Below are 21,560 nucleotides of genomic sequence, written 5' to 3'. Positions count from 1 at the left end.
ATGGCAGAAACCGTCGTTGAGGAGGAAACGAAAACCAGCTCCGCCGTCGACGTCCCCTGGAACGTCGTGGTGCACAACGACCCGGTGAACCTCACCGCCTACGTGACGCGCGTTTTCCAAAAGGTCTTTGGCTATTCCAAAACGCGCGCCGAGAAGCACATGCTCGAGGTGCACAACCTCGGCCGCTCGATCGTCTGGACCGGCGCCCGCGAACGCGCGGAAGCTTACGTCGAGCAGTTGCACGGCTACCTGCTGTTATCTACCTTGGAAAAGAGCGTGTGAACCGTGGAAATCTCGAGACCCAATGAAACGACTGTTCTGGTAGCACGGATTGATCCTGTGATCACCGAGCTGCTCCGCCGCATCGGCCCGAGCGCCGACCCCGGCAACAACCAGCGCGCCCGCGATCGTCTTTACAGCCCGCCAACCAACGATCCCGCGGAAGCGAACTTCGCCGAAGACTGGCAGGAATACGTCGAACCGGAACTCGCCCGGCTTTTCCAATCGGCCATCGAGGTCATCGAAGGCGACCTGAAAAAGATGCACGCCGATCCGGTGACCGGCGAAGCCACAGTGTCGATTCCGAGCGATCATCTCGAGGCCTGGATTCACGGACTGAACCAGGCGCGGCTCGTTCTCACCGAACGCCACAAGCTGCAGGACGAAGACTTCGATGTCGAAACCCTGCCGGCCGGCGATCCGCGCGCCTTCCTGCTGCTGCAACTGCGTATCTATGCCCAACTGCAGTGGCTGTTTCTGCGCTATCTCGAAGGGCATTGAAGCGGTTGACGCGGCCATGAAATCCCGCCAAAAGCTCACGCTCTTTTTCTTCCTCCTTTTCTTCTTCGCCGTAACGATCGCTATCGCGCTCGTCTTCACCACTTGCTCTGCTGCACTGAGACTCGATCTTCCGGATGGCCATTGAATTCGAACGCCATTGAAGCGCCCGCAGCGATCCTGCTATTCTCCTTCCCTGCCCGGTCGGTTCCCATGAAACGCCTCCTCACCTTGCTCGCCATCGTCGCGTCCACCATTGCCCTGCACGCGGACGACGCTCCCGTCAATGAACTCGGCGCGGAAGAAAAAGCCGCGGGTTGGAAGCTGCTTTTCGATGGCGAAGACGCCGCGCCGTGGTGGCGCGGATATAAAAAGGATGGGCTGCCCGCCGGCTGGAAAGTGGAGAACGGCGCGCTCGTGCGGCGAGGCGCCGGCAGTGGCGGCGACATCATCACGCGCGACGAGTTCGAGAGCTTCGAGTTTTCCATCGACTGGAAGATCAGCCCCGGCGGCAATTCCGGCGTCATGTTCAAGGTCAAGGAGACCGGCCAGGAATCGTGGAATACCGGCCCCGAGGTCCAGATTCTCGACAACGTCCTCGGCCGCGGCTCGCAGAAAGCCGGCTGGCTTTACGAGCTCTATCCCGCCGTGATCGACGCCACCAAGCCCGCCGGGAAGTGGAATAATCTCATCGTCCGCTGCCAGAAAACGCCCGCCGGCACTTACGAATGCGAGCATTGGCTCAACGGCGTGAAGTATGTCGAATACATCATCGGCTCGGACGACTGGCACGCTCGCGTGGCGAAGTCTAAATTTGCCGACAAACCCAATTTCGCCAAGGCGGATGCCGGCCACATTTGTCTGCAGGATTACGGCAACGAAGTCGCGTTCCGGAATATCAAAATCCGCATTTTGGCAACGAAGGACTGAAGGCGGGGTTAGGTGCCCGGTATTTGGCAATCGGTGGGTAGAGCTTAAGGAGAGCGCGCCAGACCGATTACTGACCAGTGCCCTTTACACATCCTCCATTGAAACCGTTCATTCCCCTCATCGCCGCATTCGCGATCTGTACTCTCACCCACGCCGCTCCGCCCTCCACGTCCGAGGAAAAGGGTGTGCGGTTCGAAGACCGCGGCAGCCAGGTTGTCCTCGATAACGGAATCATCGCGGCCACCATCAACAAGACAGGCGCAAATGTCGCCTCCCTCAAATTCAAGGGAACCGAGATGATCGCTCCAGCCACCCGCGGGGCGAACATTTATTTCAGCATGGATGGCGGGGCTGATTACCGCCAACCGCAGGGCTGTGTCTTTTCGGTGAAAGCGCAATCGCCCGAAATGGTGGACGTTGCTTGCCGCCGGATTTGGAAAGACGAACCGCAGGCCTTCGATATCGAGGCGCACTTCGTTTTGTGCCGCGGTGAATCGGGCCTCTACGTCTATGCCATCCTCGATCATCCGGCAAAATATCCGGCGACCGGCTACGGCGAATGGCGCATGGTCTGGCGTCCACCGGTGGAGACGCAGGATTGGATTTGCGTGGATGAGCGGCGCCATTGGCAGATGCCGGATCCCGCCGATTACCAGACCGCGCAGAAAATGGGCATCAAGGAAATCGTGAAGCTCACCCAGGGAGTGCGCGCGGGGCAGTACGATTGCAAATACGACTTCAACGCCAGCTATCACGATATCGGCTGCTGGGGACACGTTTATGCGCAGCGCAAACTAGGCGCCTGGATGGTCTGCGGCGGTTACGACTTTTTCAACGACGGACCGACCAAGCAGGATCTCAACGCTTCGGCCGGACTCAACCACATTTACTTCGGCAGGAACCACTACGGCGGTTCGAATCCGCACCTCGCCGCGGGCGAAACATGGAGCAAGATTTACGGGCCGTATCTGCTTTATTGTAACAGCGCGGACGATGTCGAAGCGATGTGGAGCGACGCGAAGGAGCGCGTGAAAAAGGAGAAGGCGCAGTGGCCGTACCCGTGGCTCACCGGTGTGCCGCAGTACCCGCCGGCGGGAGCCCGTGGCCAGGTGGCCGGACAACTCATCATCAAAGATGCGCAGAAGCCGCGGCTCTCCGCGGCGAATGCCTGGGTAGGCGTTGCGCAACCCGAAGCCAACGGCAACTGGCAATACGAGTCGAAGCATTATCAATACTGGACCCACGCCGACGCCGAGGGTCGCTTCACCATTCCGAGTGTGCGTCCAGGCAGTTACATTCTCTACGCCTTCACGACCGGAGCCGTCGGCGAATTCTCGAAACGAGAGATTGCCGTGGGCGCCGGCCAGACGACACAGGCCGGAGAGCTCGTTTGGAATGTGCCGCACAAAGGCCGCATCGTCTGGGAGATCGGCATGCCCGATCGCAGTGCGGGAGAGTTTGCCCATGGCCATGACTACTTCCACGGTTACGGGTGGGAAAGGTTCCCCCACGAATTCCCCAACCCGCTCGAATTCACGATTGGCAAAAGCGATCCGGCGAAGGATTGGAACTACGCGCAGTGCGGTTATGGCACGGACAACCTGCAGCCATGGAAATGGCGTATTCATTTCAACCTCGATGCGGCGCCTCAAGCCGATGCGACCCTCGTTCTGTCTCTCGCCAGTGCCGATAGTGCGCGCATCGATGTCTTCGCCAACGACGAATCCAAGGCGGTCTCGACCGTCACCCCGGCAGTCCAGGGCGGTGATGCCCTGCTGCGTGAAAGCATTCATGCCAAGTATGGCCTCGAACAGGTTACGATTCCCGCGGGCAAACTGCATGCGGGGGAAAACGTCATCACGCTCGTCGAGCCCAATGTCAAAACCATGCGCTCGCACGTGATGTACGACTATCTCAGTCTCGAAATCCCGTAACGCATCCCGTAACTTGCCATCCCATGATCCGTTGTTTTCTCCCCATTCTCGCGCTCCTCCTTGCCAGTTCCATCGCGGCGTCGGCAGCCGACGGCGAAACTCAGGTCCTCAAATGGAAGGACGGGAAGAAAGCATGCTTTCTTCTCGGCTTCGACGACAGCGCGCCGAGCCAGCTCAAGAACGTGGTCCCCGAACTGGAGAAGCGTAAGATCGTTGGCACGTTCTATCTCGTCACGGGCAATGGCGTATGGGCCGGAACCAAGGCCAAATGGGAAGAGGCGGCGAAGAGTCCCTACATCGTCGTGGCGAATCATACCTTCACGCACAAAGGCGTGGAGAATGCGGAGGGAGTGGAACCGGAACTCGCCAAATGCAATGAGGTGCTCTACGCGCTGCATCCCGAGCGGAAGCAGCCCTATCTCATGGCCTGGGGTAAACCGGGCGGCGTCCCGTGGATTGTGTCGAAAGACGAGATGAAAGCGGCCTTGGAAAGGAATCATCTCATCGAGCGTCCGCCCTTCGCCGGGCCGCCGATCAATTACAAAACCCAGGAAGCAACCCTCGCCGTCGTCGACCAGGCGCTCGCGAAAGGCGAGATGGGCTATCTCGTGTTTCACGGAGTCGGCGGCGATTGGCTGGTGACGCCGGTGGAGTGGTTCACCGCGCTGCTCGACAAGCTGGAGCAGCATCGCGACGAGCTGTGGATCACCGACTGCGCCTCGTGGAAAAAGTATACGAGCGAACGGGACACCGCAGAGGTGAAGGTGGTGGAGTCCAACAAAAATCACATCCGTCTCAGCCTGACCGACAAGATGGATCCCGCGCTCTACGACGAACCGCTGACGCTCTCCACCAAGGTCCCGGGGAATTGGAAAAGTTGTTCGGTGACGCAAGGCCAGACCAAGACGACCGCGGCGATCCACGATGGAGTCGCGCAGTATGCGGCGGTCCCCGGCGCCAGCGATATCGTCCTTCAGCCGTAAGCCAAAGGCTCAAATCAACTCTCTTCACGCGTGTCATTCTGAGCGGAGTGCCCCGAAGGGCGAAGGCGGCGGGGCACGCAGTCGAAGAACCCCGTCGAACAACTAGCGAGACGCTATCGGGCTTCGGAGAAAACCTATCGTCCAACCAGCGAGTATCTCTGGTAAAGCGGCGGGGTTCTTCGACTCCGAGCCCCGCCACCTGACCACCGGGGCTCTCCGCTCGGAATGACTCGCGAAAAGGAACGGGAATTATTTCTTCACCTCCAATGCCGGAGCTCAAATCAACCGAAACCGCGCCAAGTCCTGTGAATCGACGACCCCCACGGGCCGGTTCTCATCGTCCACCACCACGAGATCGTCGATGCGATGCTGCTCGATGAGGTGCAGCACTTCCACCGCCAGCTTGTCGTGATGAATCGTGATCGGGCGACGGATGAGGAAGTCGCCGAGCGTACGTTCGAGCAAGTCCGCGTGCGCGCGGAAGTGACGGCCGAAATCGCCGTGGGTGAAAATACCCGCGAGCCCCCCCGCATCATCGACCGCCACAGCCAGCCCGGCACGGACGTCGGCCATTTTCAGCAGCGCCTCGCGAATGGTCACGGTCGGCGAAACCAGCGCCATCTGCTCCTTGCCGCGCATGATCTGGTTCACCTTCAAAAGCAGCGTGCGCCCGAGCCGTCCACCGGGATGAAACCGCGCAAAGTCTTCCTTCTGAAATCCGCGCGCCTCCAACAACACCATGGCCAGCGCATCGCCGAGCACAAGCATCACCGTAGTGCTCGAAGTCGGCGCGAGATTCAGCGGACACGCTTCCTGCTCCACATTCACATCGAGATGCACGTGGCTGTTCTGCGCGATGAACGACTTCGGATTCCCGGTCATCGCGATGATGCGCACATTGAACCGCGAAAGCGCGGGCAGGATGTTCACGAGCTCATCCGTCTCCCCGCTCGAGCTCAGCGCGAGGATCACGTCACCATCCGCCACCACACCGAGATCGCCATGCAACGCATTCAGCGAATTCAGGACCACGGCCGGCGAACCGGTGCTGGTCAGTGTCGCCGCGATCTTTTCGCCGATGTGCCCCGATTTGCCCACGCCCACCACCACCACCTTGCCGCGATTCTCCACGCAATGATGGATCGTCTCGACCGCTTCGAGGAACGAGGCATCGAGCCGCTCGAGCAGGCGTTGCACTTCCGCCATCTCGAGCGCGATGACGCGTCGGGCTTTTTCGAGGTAATCCATCGTTTAAGGTTTCTGGTTTCTCGTTACGGGTTTCTGGCTCTCCAAGGGGGGAACCTGCTCCACCGGAGAACGAGAAACCAGAAACCGGAAACTTGGAAACAGAAAATCGCTTCCGCGATTTTCTACACCTGCTCGTTGGCCTCCTGCTCCTTGAACTCGAAAAGTAGCTTTTCCAACCGGTCGAGCGCGGCGCTCGCGTCGTCCCCAATCGCTTCCAGCTCGATCCGCGATCCGCAATCCAGATTCGCGCTCAGCACCTCGAGAATGCTGTGCGCCGAAAAGCGCTCTTCGCCCTTTCGAAAGGTGATTTCCGAGCTGAACGTATGCACGCAACGCACAAATTCCGCCGCCGGGCGCGCGTGCAAACCGAGTGGATTCAAGATTTCGACTTCTCTCCGCATGATGGGAGCACGATAAACGAGCCGCTCGCAGCAGCAAGCCACAGCCTGCGTCAAAGCGCATTTTCCCACACATTTTACTTTTGCATGTCCGAGTTTGCTCACCGCCATGAAGTGTCATCTCCCGCCGGAGATGCCCCTGTGGCCGCGCAGTATCTGACGACATTTCTCAAGCCGGAGATGTTGCATATCTATCGGCAGATCACCGCGTTGCGCGCCTTTCGACCGGTCGTATTGTGCCAAAAGCGGGAACAATCCGCGGCCTTCCCCTTCGACGACATTCGTCTTTTGCCGAAGCCTCGGACCCGTGCCCTGCGCCGCATCTGGCAAAAGCAGATTTTGGGGCGGCCGATCACGATCTACCGCTCGGAAGCCCGGCACATGGCGGAGGTCCTGCAGGAAATCCGCGCGCAAGTGTTGCACGTCTTCTTCGGGCAAATGGGCGTGCATCTTTTGCCGTTGCTGGAGATTTCGCCCGTCCCGGTCATCGTCAGCTTTCACGGGGCCGATGCCGGAGTGGATTTCGAGAAGCCCACGCATCTCAAGCTGACCCGACGCATGCTCGATCGCGCCACGCTCCTGCTCGTGCGGTCCGATTCACTCGCCCAAAGACTCACCGCCATCGGCGCCGATGCGCGCAAGATTCGCCTGCATCGCACCGGTATTCCCCTCGCCGAGATTCCTTTTCAACAACGGATCACTCCAGGCGATGGCGCGTGGCGTTGCGTGCAAGCCTGTCGTTTGATCCCGAAGAAAGGCCTCGCCACTACCTTGCGCGCCTTCGCGGAATTTGCCCGCGAATTTCCCCAGGCCACGCTCGGCATCGCTGGTGAAGGACCGCAACTGGCCGAGCTCCAGGAACTCGCCGCCACGCTCGGCATTGCTCCGCAGGTGAAATTCCCCGGCTTTCTACCTCAGTCCGAATTGCGCGCGCTTTACGCTCACGCTCATTTCTTTCTGCATCCCAGCGAGACACCGCCCGACGGCGATCAGGAAGGCGTGCCAAATTCCATGCTCGAAGCCATGGCCTCCGGTCTGCCGGTCGTGGCCTCCACGCACGGCGGGATTCCCGAAGCCGTTGAAAATGGCACGAGCGGCCTGCTGGTTGCGGAACGCGATCCTGCCGCTCTCGCGCAAGCGCTGCTCACGCTCGCCCGCGATCCGAATCGCTACACCCGGATGAGCACTGCAGCCGCCGGCCGCGTCTCCTTAGCTTTCGATCTTACGGCCCAAACCCGCACGCTCGAAGGCTACTATCGCGAAGCCATTGCGATACCGGCCAGTTAGACGTCGATCAGAGAGGAGCACTGGGAGGGCCGACTTCCCGGTCGCCCTGCGTCGCGTAGCGACGCCCAAAAAGATAGGGCTACGCCGGCGAGCCTGAGCGACTTGGCACCGGAGAAGGGAATTATCATTGAAGTCCGAAAACCGCCAGACACCCTCGGCGGTTTATTCTAAGGTCGGTTATGCACCTCGACCCTTCCGTCTGCTACCGGGCTGTGAAAGCGCGGGATGTCCGCTACGACGGACGTTTCTTCACCTGCGTGAAAACGACCGGCATCTACTGTCGCCCGATCTGCCCCGCCCGTCCGCCGAAGCTCGAGAACTGCACCTTCGTCCCCACGGCGGCGGCCGCGCAGGAAGCGGGCTTTCGCCCCTGTCTGCGTTGCCGGCCCGAGAGCTCGCCTGACCTCGATGCGTGGCGCGGCACATCGGCCACCGTCTCTCGTGCACTCAAAATGATCGAGGGCGGCGCGCTCGATGAGGAGGATGTCGCCTCGCTCGCCGAGCGACTCGCGATCGGCGAACGCCAACTGCGCCGTCTCTTCCAACGGCACATCGGAGCAGCGCCCGTGACCGTCGCTCAAACGCGCCGCGTCCTCCTGGCCAAACAACTCCTGCACCAAACGGACCTTTCCATGATCGAAGTCGCGCTGGCCAGCGGCTTCGGCAGCGTGCGGCGCTTCAACGAAACCTTTCAGATGCTCTATCAACGTCCGCCCAGCGAGCTTCGCCGCCGTGCGACCGCGGCGTCACCCGCACCCGAGATCTCGCTCCTGTTGCCCTATCGCCCGCCCAATGACTGGGAATCGATGCGACGCTTCCTGGAAGCCCGCGCCATTACCGGCCTCGAAGTCGTGACCTCGAAAAGCTACAGCCGTGTGATCGAATTGCGCGGCCTCACTGGGTCGATCACCGTCGAACATGCGCCCAAGGATTCTGCCCTGCGTGTGGCCGTCCGTTTTCCGCATCTCGCCGCACTGTCCGTGATCATCGCGCGAATCCGCCGGATGTTCGACCTCAGCGCGGACCCGACGGCGATTAGCGCCGCCTTGTCCGCCGATCCCGTGCTCGCGCCACTCGTCGCCGCACGACCCGGACTCCGCGTCCCCGGCGCCTGGAATGGTTTCGAAGTCGCGGTGCGCGCGGTGCTCGGACAACAAGTCACCCTGCAGGCCGGCGTCCGACTCGCCAGCAAGGTCGTCGCGGAATTCGGCGCGCCGGTCACGCAGACCATGACGATCCCGGGATTGACCCACTCACTCCCCAAACCCGAGCGCTTCGAGACCGACAAGATCGCCAGACTCGGAATGCCTCGCGCCCGCGCCGCGGCGCTTGCCGGTATCGCCGCGGCATTCGCCAAAGACCCACATCTCTTCGATCCGCAGCGCGATCTCACCGAGGCCGTATCCCGCCTATGCGAACTGCCCGGCATCGGCGAATGGACCGCGCAATACATCGCCATGCGTGCCCTCGGCGAGACCGACGCCTTTCTCGCCGGCGACGTCGCTCTACAAAGGATCATCGCGGCGGAGGGAAAACGTCCCAATGCCGCGGAACTGCTGGCCCACGCCGAGCGCTGGCGCCCATGGCGTGCGTATGCCGTCTTGCACCTCTGGACATCCGACGCCGCCGCCTCACCCATCTCAACCACCAACACCAGAAAGGAAACGAACCATGCACTTGCTGCTTGAACAAAGAACCTCGCCCATGGGCCCACTGATGGTCGTCACCGATCGCGACGGCGTCCTGCGCGCTTTGGAATTTGGCGACCACGAAGATCGCCTGCGCCGATTGCTGCGCGATCACTACGGCGATTACACCCTGGAAAAAGGCGCGGCCCCGGCCTTGATCACCAAGGCCCTCGACGCCTATTTCCGCGGCGACATTGACGCCCTCAACCAAGTCCAGACCTCAACCGCCGGGACGCCCTTCCAACGTGAAGTATGGAAGGCCCTGCGGACCATCCCCGCCGGCACCACGATCAGTTATGGGCAGCTCGCCGCGCAGATCGGCCGCCCGAGTGCGAGCCGCGCGGTCGGCGCGGCCAACGGGGCGAATCCCATCCCCATCGTGGTCCCTTGCCATCGCGTGATCGGCGCCAACGGTACGCTCACCGGTTTCGGTGGCGGGTTGCCGCGCAAACAATGGCTGTTGGAACATGAACGGCGATACGCCGCAGTCACCAGTGGAGAATCCTTTCTCTGAAGACTCGCGATCAGTCCAACAACGGATCGCCGGCGACAAGGGTCAGGTTATCCAGATTGATGCTCGTGTTCTCACCGGGCCCCACCAGGTTGAACAGGACACTCGTGAACCCGCTGCTTCCCGGAGCGCTCATTCCATCGATCACTCCCGAGTTATAGAGCGCCACCGATGACGGGCCACTACTCGTCCATTGATAGAGATAGAGTTGCACGTGCGCGGAGCCGCCGCTGTTCGGCGGCTGAATGACCGCGCGCAACCGATACCATTTGCTCAGCGAAAGAGTGGTCAGGGATTTGGTGATTCCTCCAACCACGGCCGACAGCGCACCGTTGGTGCTGTTCGCCGTCAAGTGCACGCTCATGGAAGTCGACGCTCCCGCAAACACTCGAAACCACACGTCATCATTGAGCGAAGTCAGCGGATTCAATTGGAAATCGAAGGTCATCACCGCGCCTTCACCCGAGGCCAGCGCAGCCGTGTTCTGCGAAAGCTGCAGACGACTTCCCAAGGTCGATCCCGTGGTATCGAGATAAAGAATGCTCTGTGCGCCGGCACCGAACGGTGAAGCTCCATTGACCACCGTGGCATTGCGCGCGCCCCCGCCGGTGAGAACGGAGTTACTCACCGTCCAACCCGCCGGATTGTAACCAATGATCGAGTTCGGACTCGGATTGACCGCGTCCGCTTCCGCCGAAGGATTCGTCACGGTGTTCTCGATTCCGTAACGCATTTTCAGATCTTCCCAGCCCAATTGCCGCTGATGATCCAAGCCGGCCGCGATGGACGCAGCCGCGCCTGTGGGCATGATCGGCGTCGGATACGTCACGGGACTGCTGCTGATGATATCCGCCGTTTCGATCAAGCGGCACGCGCTGGTAATTGAAAGTGCCGGAGCCGCGCCGCCGAGCGTATCGAAAGCGAGGATCAGATCGACGGCATTCGTGCCGGTCTGGGTAACTGGAAGGCCAAAGGAATTGACAAACGCTGTCGGACCATACATCACCCGCCCCAGATAGTTATTGATCTGAATGCCGGTATTACCGGTCGTTTCGAAGTTCTGCTTCACGCCTTCAATGGTCACACGACCGGGCGTCGTCCCCGTAGCCGCGCCTCGATTCACCTGCAGATGATTGTAACCCTGCTCTTCGTAATAGTGGCCGATCACGAGGTCCTGATTGTCATCGACCTCCACATCCCAATGGCTCGAGTCATTGGTCGCGGTTCCCCCTTGGAAATCGAGGATGCCAAAGAACCCGGTCTTGGGATGAGTGGCGCCATTCACGATGAGGCGGCCTTGCAGGGCGAAGTTGCACAGGATCTCCGCCGGCCCGCTGTCGCTCACCGTCAAAGGGGAATCGAGATGGTCGGCGTAAACTTGGGAACCCGCGGCCAGGTTCGAAAGGACCAGACCCAGTCCGTCCTGATTATAGGCGCCAATGCCATAACAATAGAGCCCGTCGTAAGTAGCGTTGCTCGCTCCCGTCGAGGTTTCGAGGACCTCGGTGACCGTCGCAGGAGCGTGGATGACAAACTGCTCCAGGGCGACGTTCTGCGGATTGGCATTGTTGATCACCACCGCTCCGCTGCCGCTGGTCGCGCCGCCCCAGGTGACGCCCGAGTTCAAGCCGGATCCCTGAATCGTGTAATTCGAGCCGCCCGCAGCCAGCGTCGATTTCACCAGGAAGGTGTTGTAGTTAGTCAGTGAGGGCAGATAGACGATCGAGCCGTTGTTGGCCGTTTTGGCATCGTTGATCGCATGCTGAATCGCGGCGGAATCATCCGTGGTGCCATTGCCCGCGGCGTTGTAAGGCGCTTTCGTCACGTCGAGAATGTGGGTGCTATCCGCCGGCCAGGTCGTTTGCAAAAAGGTGATCGAGGGAGAGGACAGCGAAGTGATGTCACCCAAACGACTGCCGAGCGGAATCGTGGTTGTCGTCGAGGCTGGGCCCGGGTTGATCAGGTTGGTGATCGTCGGGCAGTAGACATTCGAAACCACCAATTCCAGTGGGCAACTCGGTGAATTATTACAGACGATCGGCGGATTGGTATTCGGCGGATTGGTCAGCTTCACATCGGTCAGACAGACCGGGCCACGACTACCGATCACGATGGCGCCACCGGTCCCCGTCCACGAATCCACCCAGCAGTCCTCCACCATCTGCGGCGTATCGGAACCACCGAAGCCGACCGTAAAGAACGCCTTGGAACCGACCGAGGTGCAACGCTTCACGGTCTGATCCAGGCCCGCACCAGTGGAAATATCCGTCACCGTCGAACCTTGGAAATGATCGTTCAGGATGATCGTCTTGCCGTCATTGCACAGAATGCCGGTGCCGCAGGTCTCGAATTCACAATCGCGAATTTCCCATTGGTAGTTGTTGTATTCCTCGTAACCGACGATCAGGCCATTGGTGCAATTCTGGAATAAACAATTCCAGATCATGACTTCCGCGTCGGGCGTATTATTTTCGATGGAAAGTCCACCAACGATCCCGGCCGCGGGGATGGTTTCGCCGGTGACGTACGTGCCGGGGACGGTAAAGTTCCGGAACGATTCGTTTTGATGAAGAATGCGGCCTTCGTAGGAAATGGAAGAACTTGCTTCGTAAGCGCATGAGGCGATGCCGCGGCCATCCCAAGCCAGACCGATATAACGCGTGCGGGTTGCGCCCTTGGTCCAAAACATTGGCAGACCACTCGTCCCATACCATCGGAGGACCGTATTGCGCCCGCAACCAACCAGCGTCACGGAGCTCGCTCCGTAGGTCCACGGAGTATTCGTCCCCTGCCAGTTGAGCGTATTGCTGATCTTGTAAGTTCCCGCCGGAAGATAAACGGTGCGATCGGAATTATATCCACGGGCGGCTTCCGTCAGCGCCGCTTGGATCGCCACCGTCGAATCGGCCGCACCGGTGGGGTCGGCGCCATAGGGCAAGCCGGTGGCGGGATTGATCGACGAAACGACGTTGATCCAATCGGAGCGCTGTGTCCACGTCAGGATCGGGATATCGACACTCTGCGCCAGAGCGGATTCGTCCGAGGTAAACAAGGCGACGGCGGAAACGGCAATCAGAAGACCACGACGAACGGCCTGCCGGAATTCGAGAGGGAGGTTCATAGTTGTTAGGGGGTTGGAGCGACTGCGAGGCGGCGCTAATTTGCGCTTATGATACGTCCGCTGTCATGCTAGCGGATTGTTGTAGTTGGCGAATGGCCTCAGAAAGCATATGAAGCTAACCGCGCAGGAGTCCCTGCGCTGACGCTACGTCATGAAGCTCCCCCCCCGTTGGCCTCACTACGTCCCCAGCATCGCCAGGCCAGGCCAGCGCGTTTGGAGCTTGCTGATTTTGCTGATGGCCTTCCTGGCACTTGGAGTTCGGGCGGCACGCGTTGGCCTCCCGATTACCCACGCTCGTGAGGTCCGGACTTTGAATGACGAGGATCGCTTCGCCCGCCTGCCCGTGCACTTACAAGGCATCGTGCTCTACCGTTACCCCACGAGGGCCTCCTTCATTTTGCAGGATGAAACAGACGCGATCTTTGTCGACCTGGATCCTGCCGCCCGTCCGCTCCCGGCGGAGATCGTTCCGGGAGCCCTTCTGGAAATCGTCGGCGTCGCCAAGGAAGGAAAATTCGCACCGGACATTCTGGTGCCAAACCGGAACGGCCTGCATTTCCTTGGGACAGCCCCATTGCCTGAACCGATTCCGCTGACCGCGGAAACGGCGCTGACCGGCGTCCTGGACGTCCATCGAGTCACCGCCGAAGGCATCGTCCGCCGCGCTCCCAAACCGCTGAAACCCTACGGCACACCATCGCTGGAAGTGGTCTTCGAAAATACCCGGCTGTTTGTTTATCTCATGCCGGACAAGAACGGGTGGGATGATCTCGTCGATGCCCGAATCCGCGTCACGGGTGTGGGCAGTGGGAGCTGGAATAAATACGGCCAGATCACCGCTCCTTGTGTCATGGCCATCGATCGGCGTGACGTCACCGTGCTGAAACCGGCGCCGCCGGATCCCTTCGCCTTGCCAACCAAAAGTGTCGCCGAGGTTCTGCGCTATCGTCCCGATGATATTCCCGGCCATCGCATCCACACGACGGGCGTGGTGTTGCACGCACTGGCGGACGGCCAGGTATTTGTTTCCAACGGCGCGCAGGCGATTTGCGCGGAATGCGTGGGCGCACCCAATGCCACGGCGGGCGACGTAATCGATGTCGTCGGCTTTCCCGCCGTCCGGGAGCGCCGACCGCTGCTGGAGGATGCGGTGTTGCAAGTGCGCGCGCATCATGCCCCGCTTCCGGCCGCCACGCCGCAGTCGGCGGCTAAAATCGCCGAGCACTGCAAAGACTACGAACTGGTGCAGGTCGATGCGGTGCTGGTGGAGACTCAAAGGTCTGAGACGACCACGGATCTTCTGCTGCAGAGCGAGGGCAAGGTGTTCAAAGCAGTCTTCGACGGGCCTGTCTCCCATGTGCCTTTTTCCGATCTCAAAATCGGCAGCACGCTCTCCCTCACGGGATTGGTCGTGTTCAGTTTTCCAGCGCGCACCACCCAGGCCGCGCTTCCGAATGGCTTTTCGCTGCTCCTGCGCTCGCCCTCCGACGTCCGCATCCTTCGCCAGCCCTCGTGGTGGACGGTTCGGCGGTTGTTAGGAATACTCAGCGGGGCCCTTGCGCTCGTGGTGATCTTCGCGTTGTGGAATCATTTCCTTCGCGTGCGTGGCAACGTGCAGCGGGAAATCATTCGCGCACAAGCGCACCGCGAGGCGACCTCCGAGGAACGTGCGCGGCTCGCCCGCGAATTGCACGATACCCTGGAGCAGGAATTCGTCGGCATGACGCGGCAAACTGAAGCGCTGGAACACGCGGGACCGCTGACGCTGAAAGCACACAAGGCGCTCGGGGAACTGCGGCAGATGCTGCAACTCAGCCGCGATAACGCGCGCCGTGCGGTGTGGGATCTGCGCGATCCCGCCTTGCTCGATAGCGGATTGGAAGCCGCCATCCGCAACGCCGTGCAGCGACTGGTGAGCGATACTCCGGTGAGCGTGAGCTTCCAGGTGGATATGCGCGCGCCCACGCGCATCCCGCCCAACGTGCAGGTCAATATTCTGCGACTGGCGCAGGAGGCCGTGACCAATGCCATCAAACATTCGGACGCCAAGGCCATCGAAGTCATCCTGAAACATGCCGATGGAACGGTGGAGCTGGGCGTCAAGAACGACGGCCAAAATGCGGATGGCAGCGAGGCTCCGCTCAAGACACCCGCCGGGCACTTCGGCATCATCGGCATGCGCGAGCGGTGCGAAAAGCTGGGCGGCATTTTTGAATTTCACCCGCAACCCGGCGGCGGGGCTTCCGTCCGCGCCCAAATCCCCGTCGCTGAATAACTCCATGCGCTCCCCCACCAATACCCGAATCCTCATCGTGGATGATCATTTCATCGCCCGAAAGGGGCTGATCGGCTCGCTCTCGGCGGAGCCGGATATCGAGATCGTCGCCGAGGCGAACAACGGTTTCCAAGCCGTGGAAATGTTTGTCCTGCATCGACCCGATCTCGTGCTGATGGACGTGCGCCTGCCGCTGCAGGATGGCGTGCAGGCTGCGCGGACGATCCGCAACGATCATCCCCAGGCGCGCATCGCCATGCTCACGGTCAGCGATGCGGAGGAAGATATCCTGGGCGCGATCGATGCCGGCGTGGTCGGCTATCTCCCGAAGTCCGTCGAGCGCGAGCAACTGCTCACCGCGATTCACCGACTCGCGGAAGGCGGCGAGTATTTTGCGCCCGAGATCGAAGCGAAGCTCCGCTCGACGAATCGAGTCAGCCTGACGAAGCGCGAGACGGAAGTGCTCACGCAAATCGTCAAAGGCCGGAGCAACAAGGAAATCGGCTACGATCTCGGCATCGCCGAACCCACCGTCCGACTGCACCTCACGCACCTCTTCAAGAAGCTCCACGTCATGGATCGTACTCAAGCCGCGATGGTCGCCGTGCAGCGCGGCCTGGTGCGGACGGAGTGAGCAAAACGCCCGATACTCCTATTCGAGCGGCAGGATGAAATTCGCCATCCGCTCACGCTCCTGCCATTGGCGCCCGGCATAGAACCCGCGGCGATAAGCCTCGCGGTCACGCGCGTTGAGCAAAGAAAGCCGTGAACATCCTTTGAGCTTCGCCCGGCGTTGGACTTCTTCCAGAAGCGCCGTCCCCACGCCTTTGCTGCGATGGCTCTGACGAACAAACAACTCCGTGACGTAGCCCTCCGGTCCCTTGAAAAACAGGAACGGCACCCAATGCACCGAACAATATCCTACGATGTTCCCATCGTCGGTCGTCGCGACCAGAACTACCGTTGACGGCGAGGGAACCGCGGTCGCCAACGCACCGGCCACGCGGCCACAGGTCTCCTCGACCGGGCAGTCCGTCACGGAATGCAATTCGGTTATATCGTGCAGAACCGCGGCTATGCCCGGCGCATCGGCTTCAGTAGCTTCTCGGATCAACATGGCAGGGAATTCTTAATCTTAATCTTAGTCCTAATCTTACTCTCCGCGGCACCGTTGGGGATTAAGATTAAGATTAGGATTAAGATCAAGAAGTGGACCGGCCTCCACGAAGCCCCCACCCCAAAAGCAAAAGGGCGATGCCCGTGAGAGCATCGCCCTTTGCAAATAAAAGGAAGTAGTTGGCTTGGTGAAAGCGCGCCTTATTCGGCGGCCTTCTCGTCGCTCTTCTTCGCGCGCGGCTTCTTGGCCGGCTTCTCGCCTTCCGCGGCGGGAGCCTCTTCCTTCTTGGCTCGGCTTTGGGCTCGGACTTCTTGGCCGCGGCCTTCTTCGCCGGCTTCGGCTCAGGCGTGGCCGTCTCGACCAGCACCGGGGCGTCCACCCACTCGATGAACGCCACCTCGGCGGCGTCGCTCAAGCGTTGCGGGAGCTTGATGATGCGGGTGTAGCCACCCTTGCGGTTCGCCGCGCGGGGCGCGATCTCCGCGAAGAAGCTTGGTCACCGCTTCATCCTGGCGGAGCACAGCCTTGGCCGTGCGGCGCGCATGAATGGTGTTCTTCTTGCCGATGTAACCAGTTCTCCGCGAGCGGGCGCAACGCCTTGGCTTTGGCGAGCGTGGTCTTGATCCGATTGTGCTCGATCAGGCTGACAGCGAGGTTCGAGAGCAGCGATTTGCGATGCCCTTCCTTGCGGCCGAGTTTGACCGTTTTCCGTTGATGACGCATTTCTGTAGGTTCTTTCTAGCGATAGCGATGTGGCGCCGGCTCAGCCAACGAGACTGGTGTCGGCGGCGTTGGGCTCGACGAGGCCGGACTCGAACTTCATGCCGAGCGAGAGGCCGAGCTGCGTGAGCTTGTCCTTGATTTCGTTGAGCGACTTCTTGCCGAAGTTGCGGTACTTGAGCATCTCCGCCTCGGTCTTCATCGCGAGCTGGCCCACGGTGGTGATATTGGCGTTGTTCAAGCAGTTGGCCGCACGGACCGAGAGTTCGATCTCGTTCACGCTCATGTTCAGAAGCTTCTTCATCTTCTGATTTTCCTGGCTCTGCGCCTGCGGGGTCTCGTCAAACTGCACCGCATTCTCGTCGTAAGCGTAGAAGGGCTCGAAATGCTTCTTCAGGATCGAGGAAGCCTGCACGAGCGCTTCTTCCGGCGTGAGGCGGCCGTCGGTCCAGATCTCGAGCTCGAGCTTGTCATAATCGGTGCGCTGGCCCACGCGGGTGTTGCCCACGGTGTACTTCACGCGGGTCACCGGCGAGAAGATGGAGTCGATGGCGATGACGCCGATCGGCTGGTCGGGATGCTTGTTCTCGTCACCGGTGGAGAAGCCACGGCCGACCTTCACTTCGAGTTCGGCTTCGAACTTCGTCTTCTTGTCGAGCGTGCAGATGATCTGGTCCTTGTTGAGGACTTCGCACTGCGAGGAGTCTTCGATGTCCCCGGCGGTCACGGCGCCTTCCTTGTTCACGTTGATCGTGAGGTTGCGGATCTCGTGATCGTTCGCCTTGAACTTCACTTTCTTCAAATTGAGGACGATATCCGTCACGTCGTCGACGACGTGCGGGAGCGTCTGGAACTCGTGCTGCGCACCGGTGATCTTCACGGAGGTGATGGCCGCACCCTCGAGCGAGGAGAGCAGCACCCGGCGGAGCGAGTTACCGATGGTGTTGCCGTAGCCGGCCTCAAAGGGCTCGGCGACGAACTTGGCGTAGGTATCCGTGCGCGAAGCGTCGTCTTTGACGAGCGACTTCGGCATTTCGAAACGGCCTAAACGAACTGGCATAGTTTTGAATGAAGAGAAGGTGGATTGGGGAGGTCGGAAGGGCGGGCGCCGCGAGTGGCGGCGACGATGCTTCTGGCTTTCTTACTCTGCTTCTCTATTGGTAATTCACCGGGTTTCCCCTGGCGCGATAGCAGCGGATCATGAGAACCCGCCACCCAGGGACCAACGGTGCGTCTTGATTTAACTTTACGCGCGTGGGGCGGTGAACAAAGACGGGTTCCAGCCGTTTGTAAACGAAAATCTTTTGGCCGTTCCAGGGCCTATATCGGCTGCCGGAGCTTAAAGATGGAATAGGCCACGCCCAGCAAAATGACGGCTCCGAGGTAAATCGAAGTGCGGCGCGGGTGGGCGGTCAGGGTCTCGCTGTAGCGCAGGAGCACAAATATCAGAGGCAGAATAAGCAGCAAATAGTAGCTCTCGAAGAGATAAGGCACAGCAATCGTCGTCACCGCCAGGTAGAGGGCCATCCAGATACGGCTGCGCGCCGCCCACGACCCTTTCAAGTTTGGCGATATCCAAAATGCGATGGCCAGGGCCACGAGCACTCCCGCCACCAGGGCCAAGAGCGCCGGAACCCGATGCAGGGCGGTAAAAAGCACATTGCTGATCGGCCCCTGCCCGATCGTCCAAAAACTCCCGACCGGCGAATAGATCTGAGACAGCCAAACCAGGGCCGCGGAGGGAATCAGCGCCCAGCAGGAAGGTCTTCCCATGCACGCGATATTCAAATGAGGGCACGCCCAGCCCATGCGCCCAATCGAGACCGCTCCCAAGACGAATTGCGCCGATCGATGCTGCCAATCCATGACGATCGAGGCCGGAAGCGGGTCCACATAAGCAGGCGGTTGTTTGCCTCCCCAGTAGAGCATCAGCAGGCCGAGAAAGACCAGGGGGATGGAGCAGAAGGCGATCGCGCGGCGTTCCGCTGGCGAGAGAGTTCGCCAGCGCCACAGGCCATCCAGACTGAGCGCGGCGCATAGGGGCGCGCAGAATTGGTTGGAAAGAACGCCGGCGGTGAGGAAAGCACTCGAAGCTCCTGAAAAACGATTCGCGGGCGCATCCTCCGCCCGGCACCAGCGCTCGAGTCCGATTAACAGACAAGACACCGTAAAGGCGTGCTGCTTAATGGTGAACGAATTCCACAAAAAGAAGGGAAAGGTCAGGATCGCCAGCGTGCCCAGGACTGGCCAGCGGGCTTTGTCCTCCGCGCGCCAGAATAAATAAGCGGCCAACCCCACCGCACCCAGACTGGAAAGAAGCCGGACAGTCCCCCACCCCTTAAAAACGACCGCCACCGCCGCCTGCACCCACAGCGCCAGCGGAGGCCCGGGAAAGGGATAAGCTTTCAGCGGAAGCTGCGGCCAGGAATGCGAGACGAATTGGATGGCCGGCGCGTAATACTCCGCCTCATCCGAATTCAAAGGGCGCACATAGGCGTGGGTCACGACCGCGATCACCACAAGCAGCGCACAGAATGCAATGAACGCCCATAGCCTTCGAGTGCGGGGGCAAATGAGCGTCATCGCGCGGAGAGTGTCCGGCACGACTCAAATGTCAATCGAACCATCCGTCCGGCGTTCGGCAGCCCCACACTTTCGCTGCGGCAGTCATGGTTGAGGCGTGGCAGACGAGTTCCGGGGAGCGCACCCGTCCCGGGTGCTGGCGAAGGCGTCTCGCCTTCGCGGACTTTTGAAAACTTTCGACAGTCTCTTGGCGCTCATACGGAAAAAAGTTCGTTTCGGCGGGACGCCGAAACCAGCACCCGAACCGAGCGGAGCGAGATAGCCTGCCGAAGGCAGCCCGAAGGGGCGGCGCGGAGGCGCCGAGCAAACGGGTGCGCTCCCCGGAACTCCACTTCGCACCCGCTCTCCAACGATTACAGGCGATCAAACGGAGATGCCAACAAACGGCGGCTCGGCGGCTTATCTCCGGTGGGAACCGTCAGCGTTCCCTTCCCCTAGCACATGAAACCATCCGCCCTTTTCGCCGCCGCCCTGGCCTTCATCCCACTGGCCACGAACGCCGCACCCCTGCGCGCCGGCGCGGCAGTCAGCGATATCACGCCTAAACAATTTCCCATCAACATGCCCGGTGGCTTTGCCGCCAATATGGCAGAGAGAGCTCATGATCCGCTCAATGCCCGCGCGCTGGTGCTCGACGATGGCACAACGAAGATCGTCATGGCCGTGGTCGACAATCTCGGCGGTGCACAGGAACCGCTGGACGAAGCGAAGGGGATCGCTTCGCAACGCACGGGCATTCCGAAGGATCACATGCTCATCAGCTCCACGCATAGCCACAGTGCGGCGGCGCTCAGCGCGCATCCGGGCGAAGGTCCGGCGGAAGTGGCGGCCTATCACAAGGTCTTCGTCGATGGCCTCGCCGACGCGATCGTCCGCGCCAATGCCGCGCTGCAGCCCGCCAAACTCGGGGCCGCCGTCGATCCGCTGCCCGACGAAGTCTTCAATCGGCGCTGGTATCTCAAGCCCGGCAAGATGCCGCTCAATCCCTTCGGTAAGATGGACCAGGTGAAGATGAACCCCAGCAATCGCCCGGACGTGCTCGATCACCCCGCTGGTCCGACCGATCCCGATATCACCATTCTCTCCGTGCGCGATGCCAAGTCCAAGGCGCTTGCCGTCTTTGCCAATTACTCACTCCATTATGTCGGCGCCATTCCGCCGAAGCAAATTTCAGCGGACTATTTCGGTGAGTTCGCCCGGCTCATGCCCTCGCGCATGCATGGCGATGAGCATTTCGTCGCCATCATGTCGAACGGCGCCTCGGGCAATATCAATAACATCCCCTTCGGCGTGGTGCGTCCGCCGCGCGAACCCTTCGAACAAGTGCGCATCGTGGCCGGCAAAGCAGCCGATACCGCCTGGCGTGCGGAGCAGAAAATCGAGCATTACCGCGATGACCTTTCCCTCGGCATGCTCCAGCGGGAAATCACACTGCGCTATCGCCGCCCCACACCCGAGGAAGTCGCCAATGCCAAGGATATCCTCGCCATCAAGGATGAGGAAGCGATCAAGAAACTCCCGGCCCTCGCGCAAGCGTATGCCCAGCGCACCCTCACCGCCGCCGACCGTAAGGAAGACACCGTCACGGTGAAGATCCAGGCAATCCGTATCGGCGATTTGGCGGTGTGCGGCATTCCATTCGAGACCTTCGTCGAGACCGGGCTCGATCTCAAAAAGCGCAGCCCATTTCCGCAAACCATGGTCATCGGCCTGGCCAATGGCCGTATCGGCTATCTCCCCACGCCCGAGCAACACAAACTCGGCGGTTACGAGACGTGGCTCGGCACGAATCACGTGCAGGAAGATACGTCGGTGATCCTAACGAACAACCTGCTCGAGATGCTCGCGGAGTTGCGGAAGGGGGTTGAGCGGTCAGTAATCAGTAATCAGTAATCAGTAATCAGTAATCAGCGATCAGTAATACGCGTAGCTTAATATTACTAATTACGGCTCTTCGCTGTTTGGAGTGGGTGCCACGGCTTGGCGTT

General features: G+C 60.5%; 20 protein-coding genes. 12 read left to right on the top strand and 8 right to left on the bottom strand.

Annotated features, from left to right (window positions below):
* From clpS to CFE428DRAFT_RS30760, 6 genes are all read left to right on the top strand, one after another.
* The gene (gene clpS, locus CFE428DRAFT_RS30780) at window positions 1-282 is read left to right on the top strand and encodes an ATP-dependent Clp protease adapter ClpS (RefSeq protein WP_006983651.1); all 282 of its coding nucleotides are present in this window, start codon (window positions 1-3) and stop codon (window positions 280-282) included.
* A gap of 57 nt (window positions 283-339) precedes the next feature.
* A complete protein-coding gene (locus tag CFE428DRAFT_RS30775) occupies window positions 340-780 on the top strand; it encodes a DUF2017 family protein (RefSeq protein ID WP_006983650.1) in 441 nt (146 codons plus the stop codon).
* 16 nt (window positions 781-796) lie between these two features.
* Window positions 797-925, top strand: coding sequence for a hypothetical protein (locus CFE428DRAFT_RS40695; protein ID WP_272941150.1), 129 nt, complete (start codon window positions 797-799; stop codon window positions 923-925).
* Between the two features lie 65 nt (window positions 926-990).
* A complete protein-coding gene (locus tag CFE428DRAFT_RS30770; protein WP_006983648.1) occupies window positions 991-1,707 on the top strand; it encodes a 3-keto-disaccharide hydrolase in 717 nt (238 codons plus the stop codon).
* Window positions 1,708-1,805: 98 nt separating this feature from the next.
* A complete protein-coding gene (locus CFE428DRAFT_RS30765; RefSeq protein ID WP_042726164.1) occupies window positions 1,806-3,641 on the top strand; it encodes a polysaccharide lyase family protein in 1,836 nt (611 codons plus the stop codon).
* A 23-nt stretch (window positions 3,642-3,664) separates the two neighbouring features.
* Window positions 3,665-4,624: a polysaccharide deacetylase family protein gene (locus tag CFE428DRAFT_RS30760; protein WP_006983646.1), complete on the top strand. Its 960-nt coding sequence runs from the start codon at window positions 3,665-3,667 to the stop codon at window positions 4,622-4,624.
* 276 nt (window positions 4,625-4,900) lie between these two features.
* Here the strand turns inward: CFE428DRAFT_RS30760 and CFE428DRAFT_RS30755 are convergent, their stop codons facing one another.
* Entirely contained in the window at window positions 4,901-5,872 is a 972-nt protein-coding gene (locus tag CFE428DRAFT_RS30755) for a KpsF/GutQ family sugar-phosphate isomerase (RefSeq protein ID WP_006983645.1), read from the bottom strand.
* A 122-nt stretch (window positions 5,873-5,994) separates the two neighbouring features.
* Complete coding sequence (locus CFE428DRAFT_RS30750; protein WP_006983644.1) at window positions 5,995-6,273, bottom strand: HPr family phosphocarrier protein; 279 nt, start codon at window positions 6,271-6,273, stop codon at window positions 5,995-5,997.
* A gap of 111 nt (window positions 6,274-6,384) precedes the next feature.
* On the opposite strand from CFE428DRAFT_RS30750, the gene CFE428DRAFT_RS30745 reads away from it, so the two are divergent.
* The 3 genes from CFE428DRAFT_RS30745 (at window position 6,385) to ogt (ending at window position 9,759) form a co-directional block, all read left to right on the top strand.
* Window positions 6,385-7,557: a glycosyltransferase gene (locus CFE428DRAFT_RS30745; RefSeq protein WP_157447702.1), complete on the top strand. Its 1,173-nt coding sequence runs from the start codon at window positions 6,385-6,387 to the stop codon at window positions 7,555-7,557.
* Between the two features lie 179 nt (window positions 7,558-7,736).
* Complete coding sequence (locus CFE428DRAFT_RS30740; RefSeq protein WP_006983642.1) at window positions 7,737-9,245, top strand: DNA-3-methyladenine glycosylase 2 family protein; 1,509 nt, start codon at window positions 7,737-7,739, stop codon at window positions 9,243-9,245.
* Window positions 9,229-9,759: a methylated-DNA--[protein]-cysteine S-methyltransferase gene (gene ogt / locus CFE428DRAFT_RS30735; protein ID WP_006983641.1), complete on the top strand. Its 531-nt coding sequence runs from the start codon at window positions 9,229-9,231 to the stop codon at window positions 9,757-9,759. The genes CFE428DRAFT_RS30740 and ogt overlap by 17 nt, the downstream gene beginning before the upstream one ends.
* Window positions 9,760-9,769: 10 nt before the next feature.
* Here ogt and CFE428DRAFT_RS30730 read toward each other — a convergent pair whose 3' ends face one another.
* Entirely contained in the window at window positions 9,770-12,877 is a 3,108-nt protein-coding gene (locus CFE428DRAFT_RS30730) for a glycosyl hydrolase family 28-related protein (protein ID WP_006983640.1), read from the bottom strand.
* 151 nt (window positions 12,878-13,028) lie between these two features.
* On the opposite strand from CFE428DRAFT_RS30730, the gene CFE428DRAFT_RS30725 reads away from it, so the two are divergent.
* Window positions 13,029-15,152, top strand: coding sequence for a sensor histidine kinase (locus CFE428DRAFT_RS30725; RefSeq protein ID WP_006983639.1), 2,124 nt, complete (start codon window positions 13,029-13,031; stop codon window positions 15,150-15,152).
* 4 nt (window positions 15,153-15,156) lie between these two features.
* The gene (locus CFE428DRAFT_RS30720; protein WP_006983638.1) at window positions 15,157-15,786 is read left to right on the top strand and encodes a response regulator; all 630 of its coding nucleotides are present in this window, start codon (window positions 15,157-15,159) and stop codon (window positions 15,784-15,786) included.
* 18 nt (window positions 15,787-15,804) lie between these two features.
* On the opposite strand, the gene CFE428DRAFT_RS30715 is transcribed toward CFE428DRAFT_RS30720, so the two are convergent.
* The 5 genes from CFE428DRAFT_RS30715 to CFE428DRAFT_RS30700 all read right to left on the bottom strand — a co-directional run bounded on the left by CFE428DRAFT_RS30715 (window position 15,805) and on the right by CFE428DRAFT_RS30700 (window position 19,593).
* Window positions 15,805-16,269 carry a GNAT family N-acetyltransferase gene (locus CFE428DRAFT_RS30715; protein WP_006983637.1) on the bottom strand — a complete coding sequence of 155 codons (465 nt, stop codon included), beginning with the start codon at window positions 16,267-16,269 and terminating at the stop codon, window positions 15,805-15,807.
* A gap of 85 nt (window positions 16,270-16,354) precedes the next feature.
* Window positions 16,355-16,705 carry a hypothetical protein gene (locus CFE428DRAFT_RS41480; protein ID WP_420196906.1) on the bottom strand — a complete coding sequence of 117 codons (351 nt, stop codon included), beginning with the start codon at window positions 16,703-16,705 and terminating at the stop codon, window positions 16,355-16,357.
* 68 nt (window positions 16,706-16,773) lie between these two features.
* Window positions 16,774-16,992 (bottom strand): bL17 family ribosomal protein, encoded by a 219-nt coding sequence (locus tag CFE428DRAFT_RS41475; protein ID WP_006983636.1) that lies wholly within the window; start codon window positions 16,990-16,992, stop codon window positions 16,774-16,776.
* A gap of 40 nt (window positions 16,993-17,032) precedes the next feature.
* Window positions 17,033-18,049: a DNA-directed RNA polymerase subunit alpha gene (locus CFE428DRAFT_RS30705; protein ID WP_042726162.1), complete on the bottom strand. Its 1,017-nt coding sequence runs from the start codon at window positions 18,047-18,049 to the stop codon at window positions 17,033-17,035.
* Between the two features lie 260 nt (window positions 18,050-18,309).
* On the bottom strand, window positions 18,310-19,593 hold the full coding sequence (locus tag CFE428DRAFT_RS30700; RefSeq protein ID WP_157447701.1) for a hypothetical protein: 1,284 nt from the start codon (window positions 19,591-19,593) through the stop codon (window positions 18,310-18,312).
* Window positions 19,594-20,013: 420 nt separating this feature from the next.
* On the opposite strand from CFE428DRAFT_RS30700, the gene CFE428DRAFT_RS30695 reads away from it, so the two are divergent.
* Window positions 20,014-21,465: a neutral/alkaline non-lysosomal ceramidase N-terminal domain-containing protein gene (locus CFE428DRAFT_RS30695; RefSeq protein WP_006983633.1), complete on the top strand. Its 1,452-nt coding sequence runs from the start codon at window positions 20,014-20,016 to the stop codon at window positions 21,463-21,465.
* Window positions 21,466-21,560: the final 95 nt, after the last annotated feature.

This window comes from Chthoniobacter flavus Ellin428, assembly GCF_000173075.1.
Lineage (GTDB): Bacteria > Verrucomicrobiota > Verrucomicrobiia > Chthoniobacterales > Chthoniobacteraceae > Chthoniobacter > Chthoniobacter flavus.
This window is presented reverse-complemented; position numbering and strand designations above follow the sequence as displayed.

Bases quoted from the DNA above. Each gene is read 5' to 3' on its own strand.
- CFE428DRAFT_RS30725 (WP_006983639.1), top strand. From the start codon at position 13,029: ATGAAGCTCCCCCCCCGTTGGCCTCACTACGTCCCCAGCATCGCCAGG.
- ogt (WP_006983641.1), top strand. From the start codon at position 9,229: ATGCACTTGCTGCTTGAACAAAGAACCTCGCCCATGGGCCCACTGATG.
- clpS (WP_006983651.1), top strand. From the start codon at position 1: ATGGCAGAAACCGTCGTTGAGGAGGAAACGAAAACCAGCTCCGCCGTC.
- CFE428DRAFT_RS30720 (WP_006983638.1), top strand. From the start codon at position 15,157: ATGCGCTCCCCCACCAATACCCGAATCCTCATCGTGGATGATCATTTC.
- CFE428DRAFT_RS30730 (WP_006983640.1), bottom strand. From the start codon at position 12,877: ATGAACCTCCCTCTCGAATTCCGGCAGGCCGTTCGTCGTGGTCTTCTG.
- CFE428DRAFT_RS41475 (WP_006983636.1), bottom strand. From the start codon at position 16,992: ATGCGTCATCAACGGAAAACGGTCAAACTCGGCCGCAAGGAAGGGCAT.
- CFE428DRAFT_RS30695 (WP_006983633.1), top strand. From the start codon at position 20,014: ATGAAACCATCCGCCCTTTTCGCCGCCGCCCTGGCCTTCATCCCACTG.
- CFE428DRAFT_RS30740 (WP_006983642.1), top strand. From the start codon at position 7,737: ATGCACCTCGACCCTTCCGTCTGCTACCGGGCTGTGAAAGCGCGGGAT.
- CFE428DRAFT_RS30755 (WP_006983645.1), bottom strand. From the start codon at position 5,872: ATGGATTACCTCGAAAAAGCCCGACGCGTCATCGCGCTCGAGATGGCG.
- CFE428DRAFT_RS30760 (WP_006983646.1), top strand. From the start codon at position 3,665: ATGATCCGTTGTTTTCTCCCCATTCTCGCGCTCCTCCTTGCCAGTTCC.
- CFE428DRAFT_RS30750 (WP_006983644.1), bottom strand. From the start codon at position 6,273: ATGCGGAGAGAAGTCGAAATCTTGAATCCACTCGGTTTGCACGCGCGC.
- CFE428DRAFT_RS30770 (WP_006983648.1), top strand. From the start codon at position 991: ATGAAACGCCTCCTCACCTTGCTCGCCATCGTCGCGTCCACCATTGCC.
- CFE428DRAFT_RS40695 (WP_272941150.1), top strand. From the start codon at position 797: ATGAAATCCCGCCAAAAGCTCACGCTCTTTTTCTTCCTCCTTTTCTTC.
- CFE428DRAFT_RS30715 (WP_006983637.1), bottom strand. From the start codon at position 16,269: ATGTTGATCCGAGAAGCTACTGAAGCCGATGCGCCGGGCATAGCCGCG.
- CFE428DRAFT_RS30705 (WP_042726162.1), bottom strand. From the start codon at position 18,049: ATGCCAGTTCGTTTAGGCCGTTTCGAAATGCCGAAGTCGCTCGTCAAA.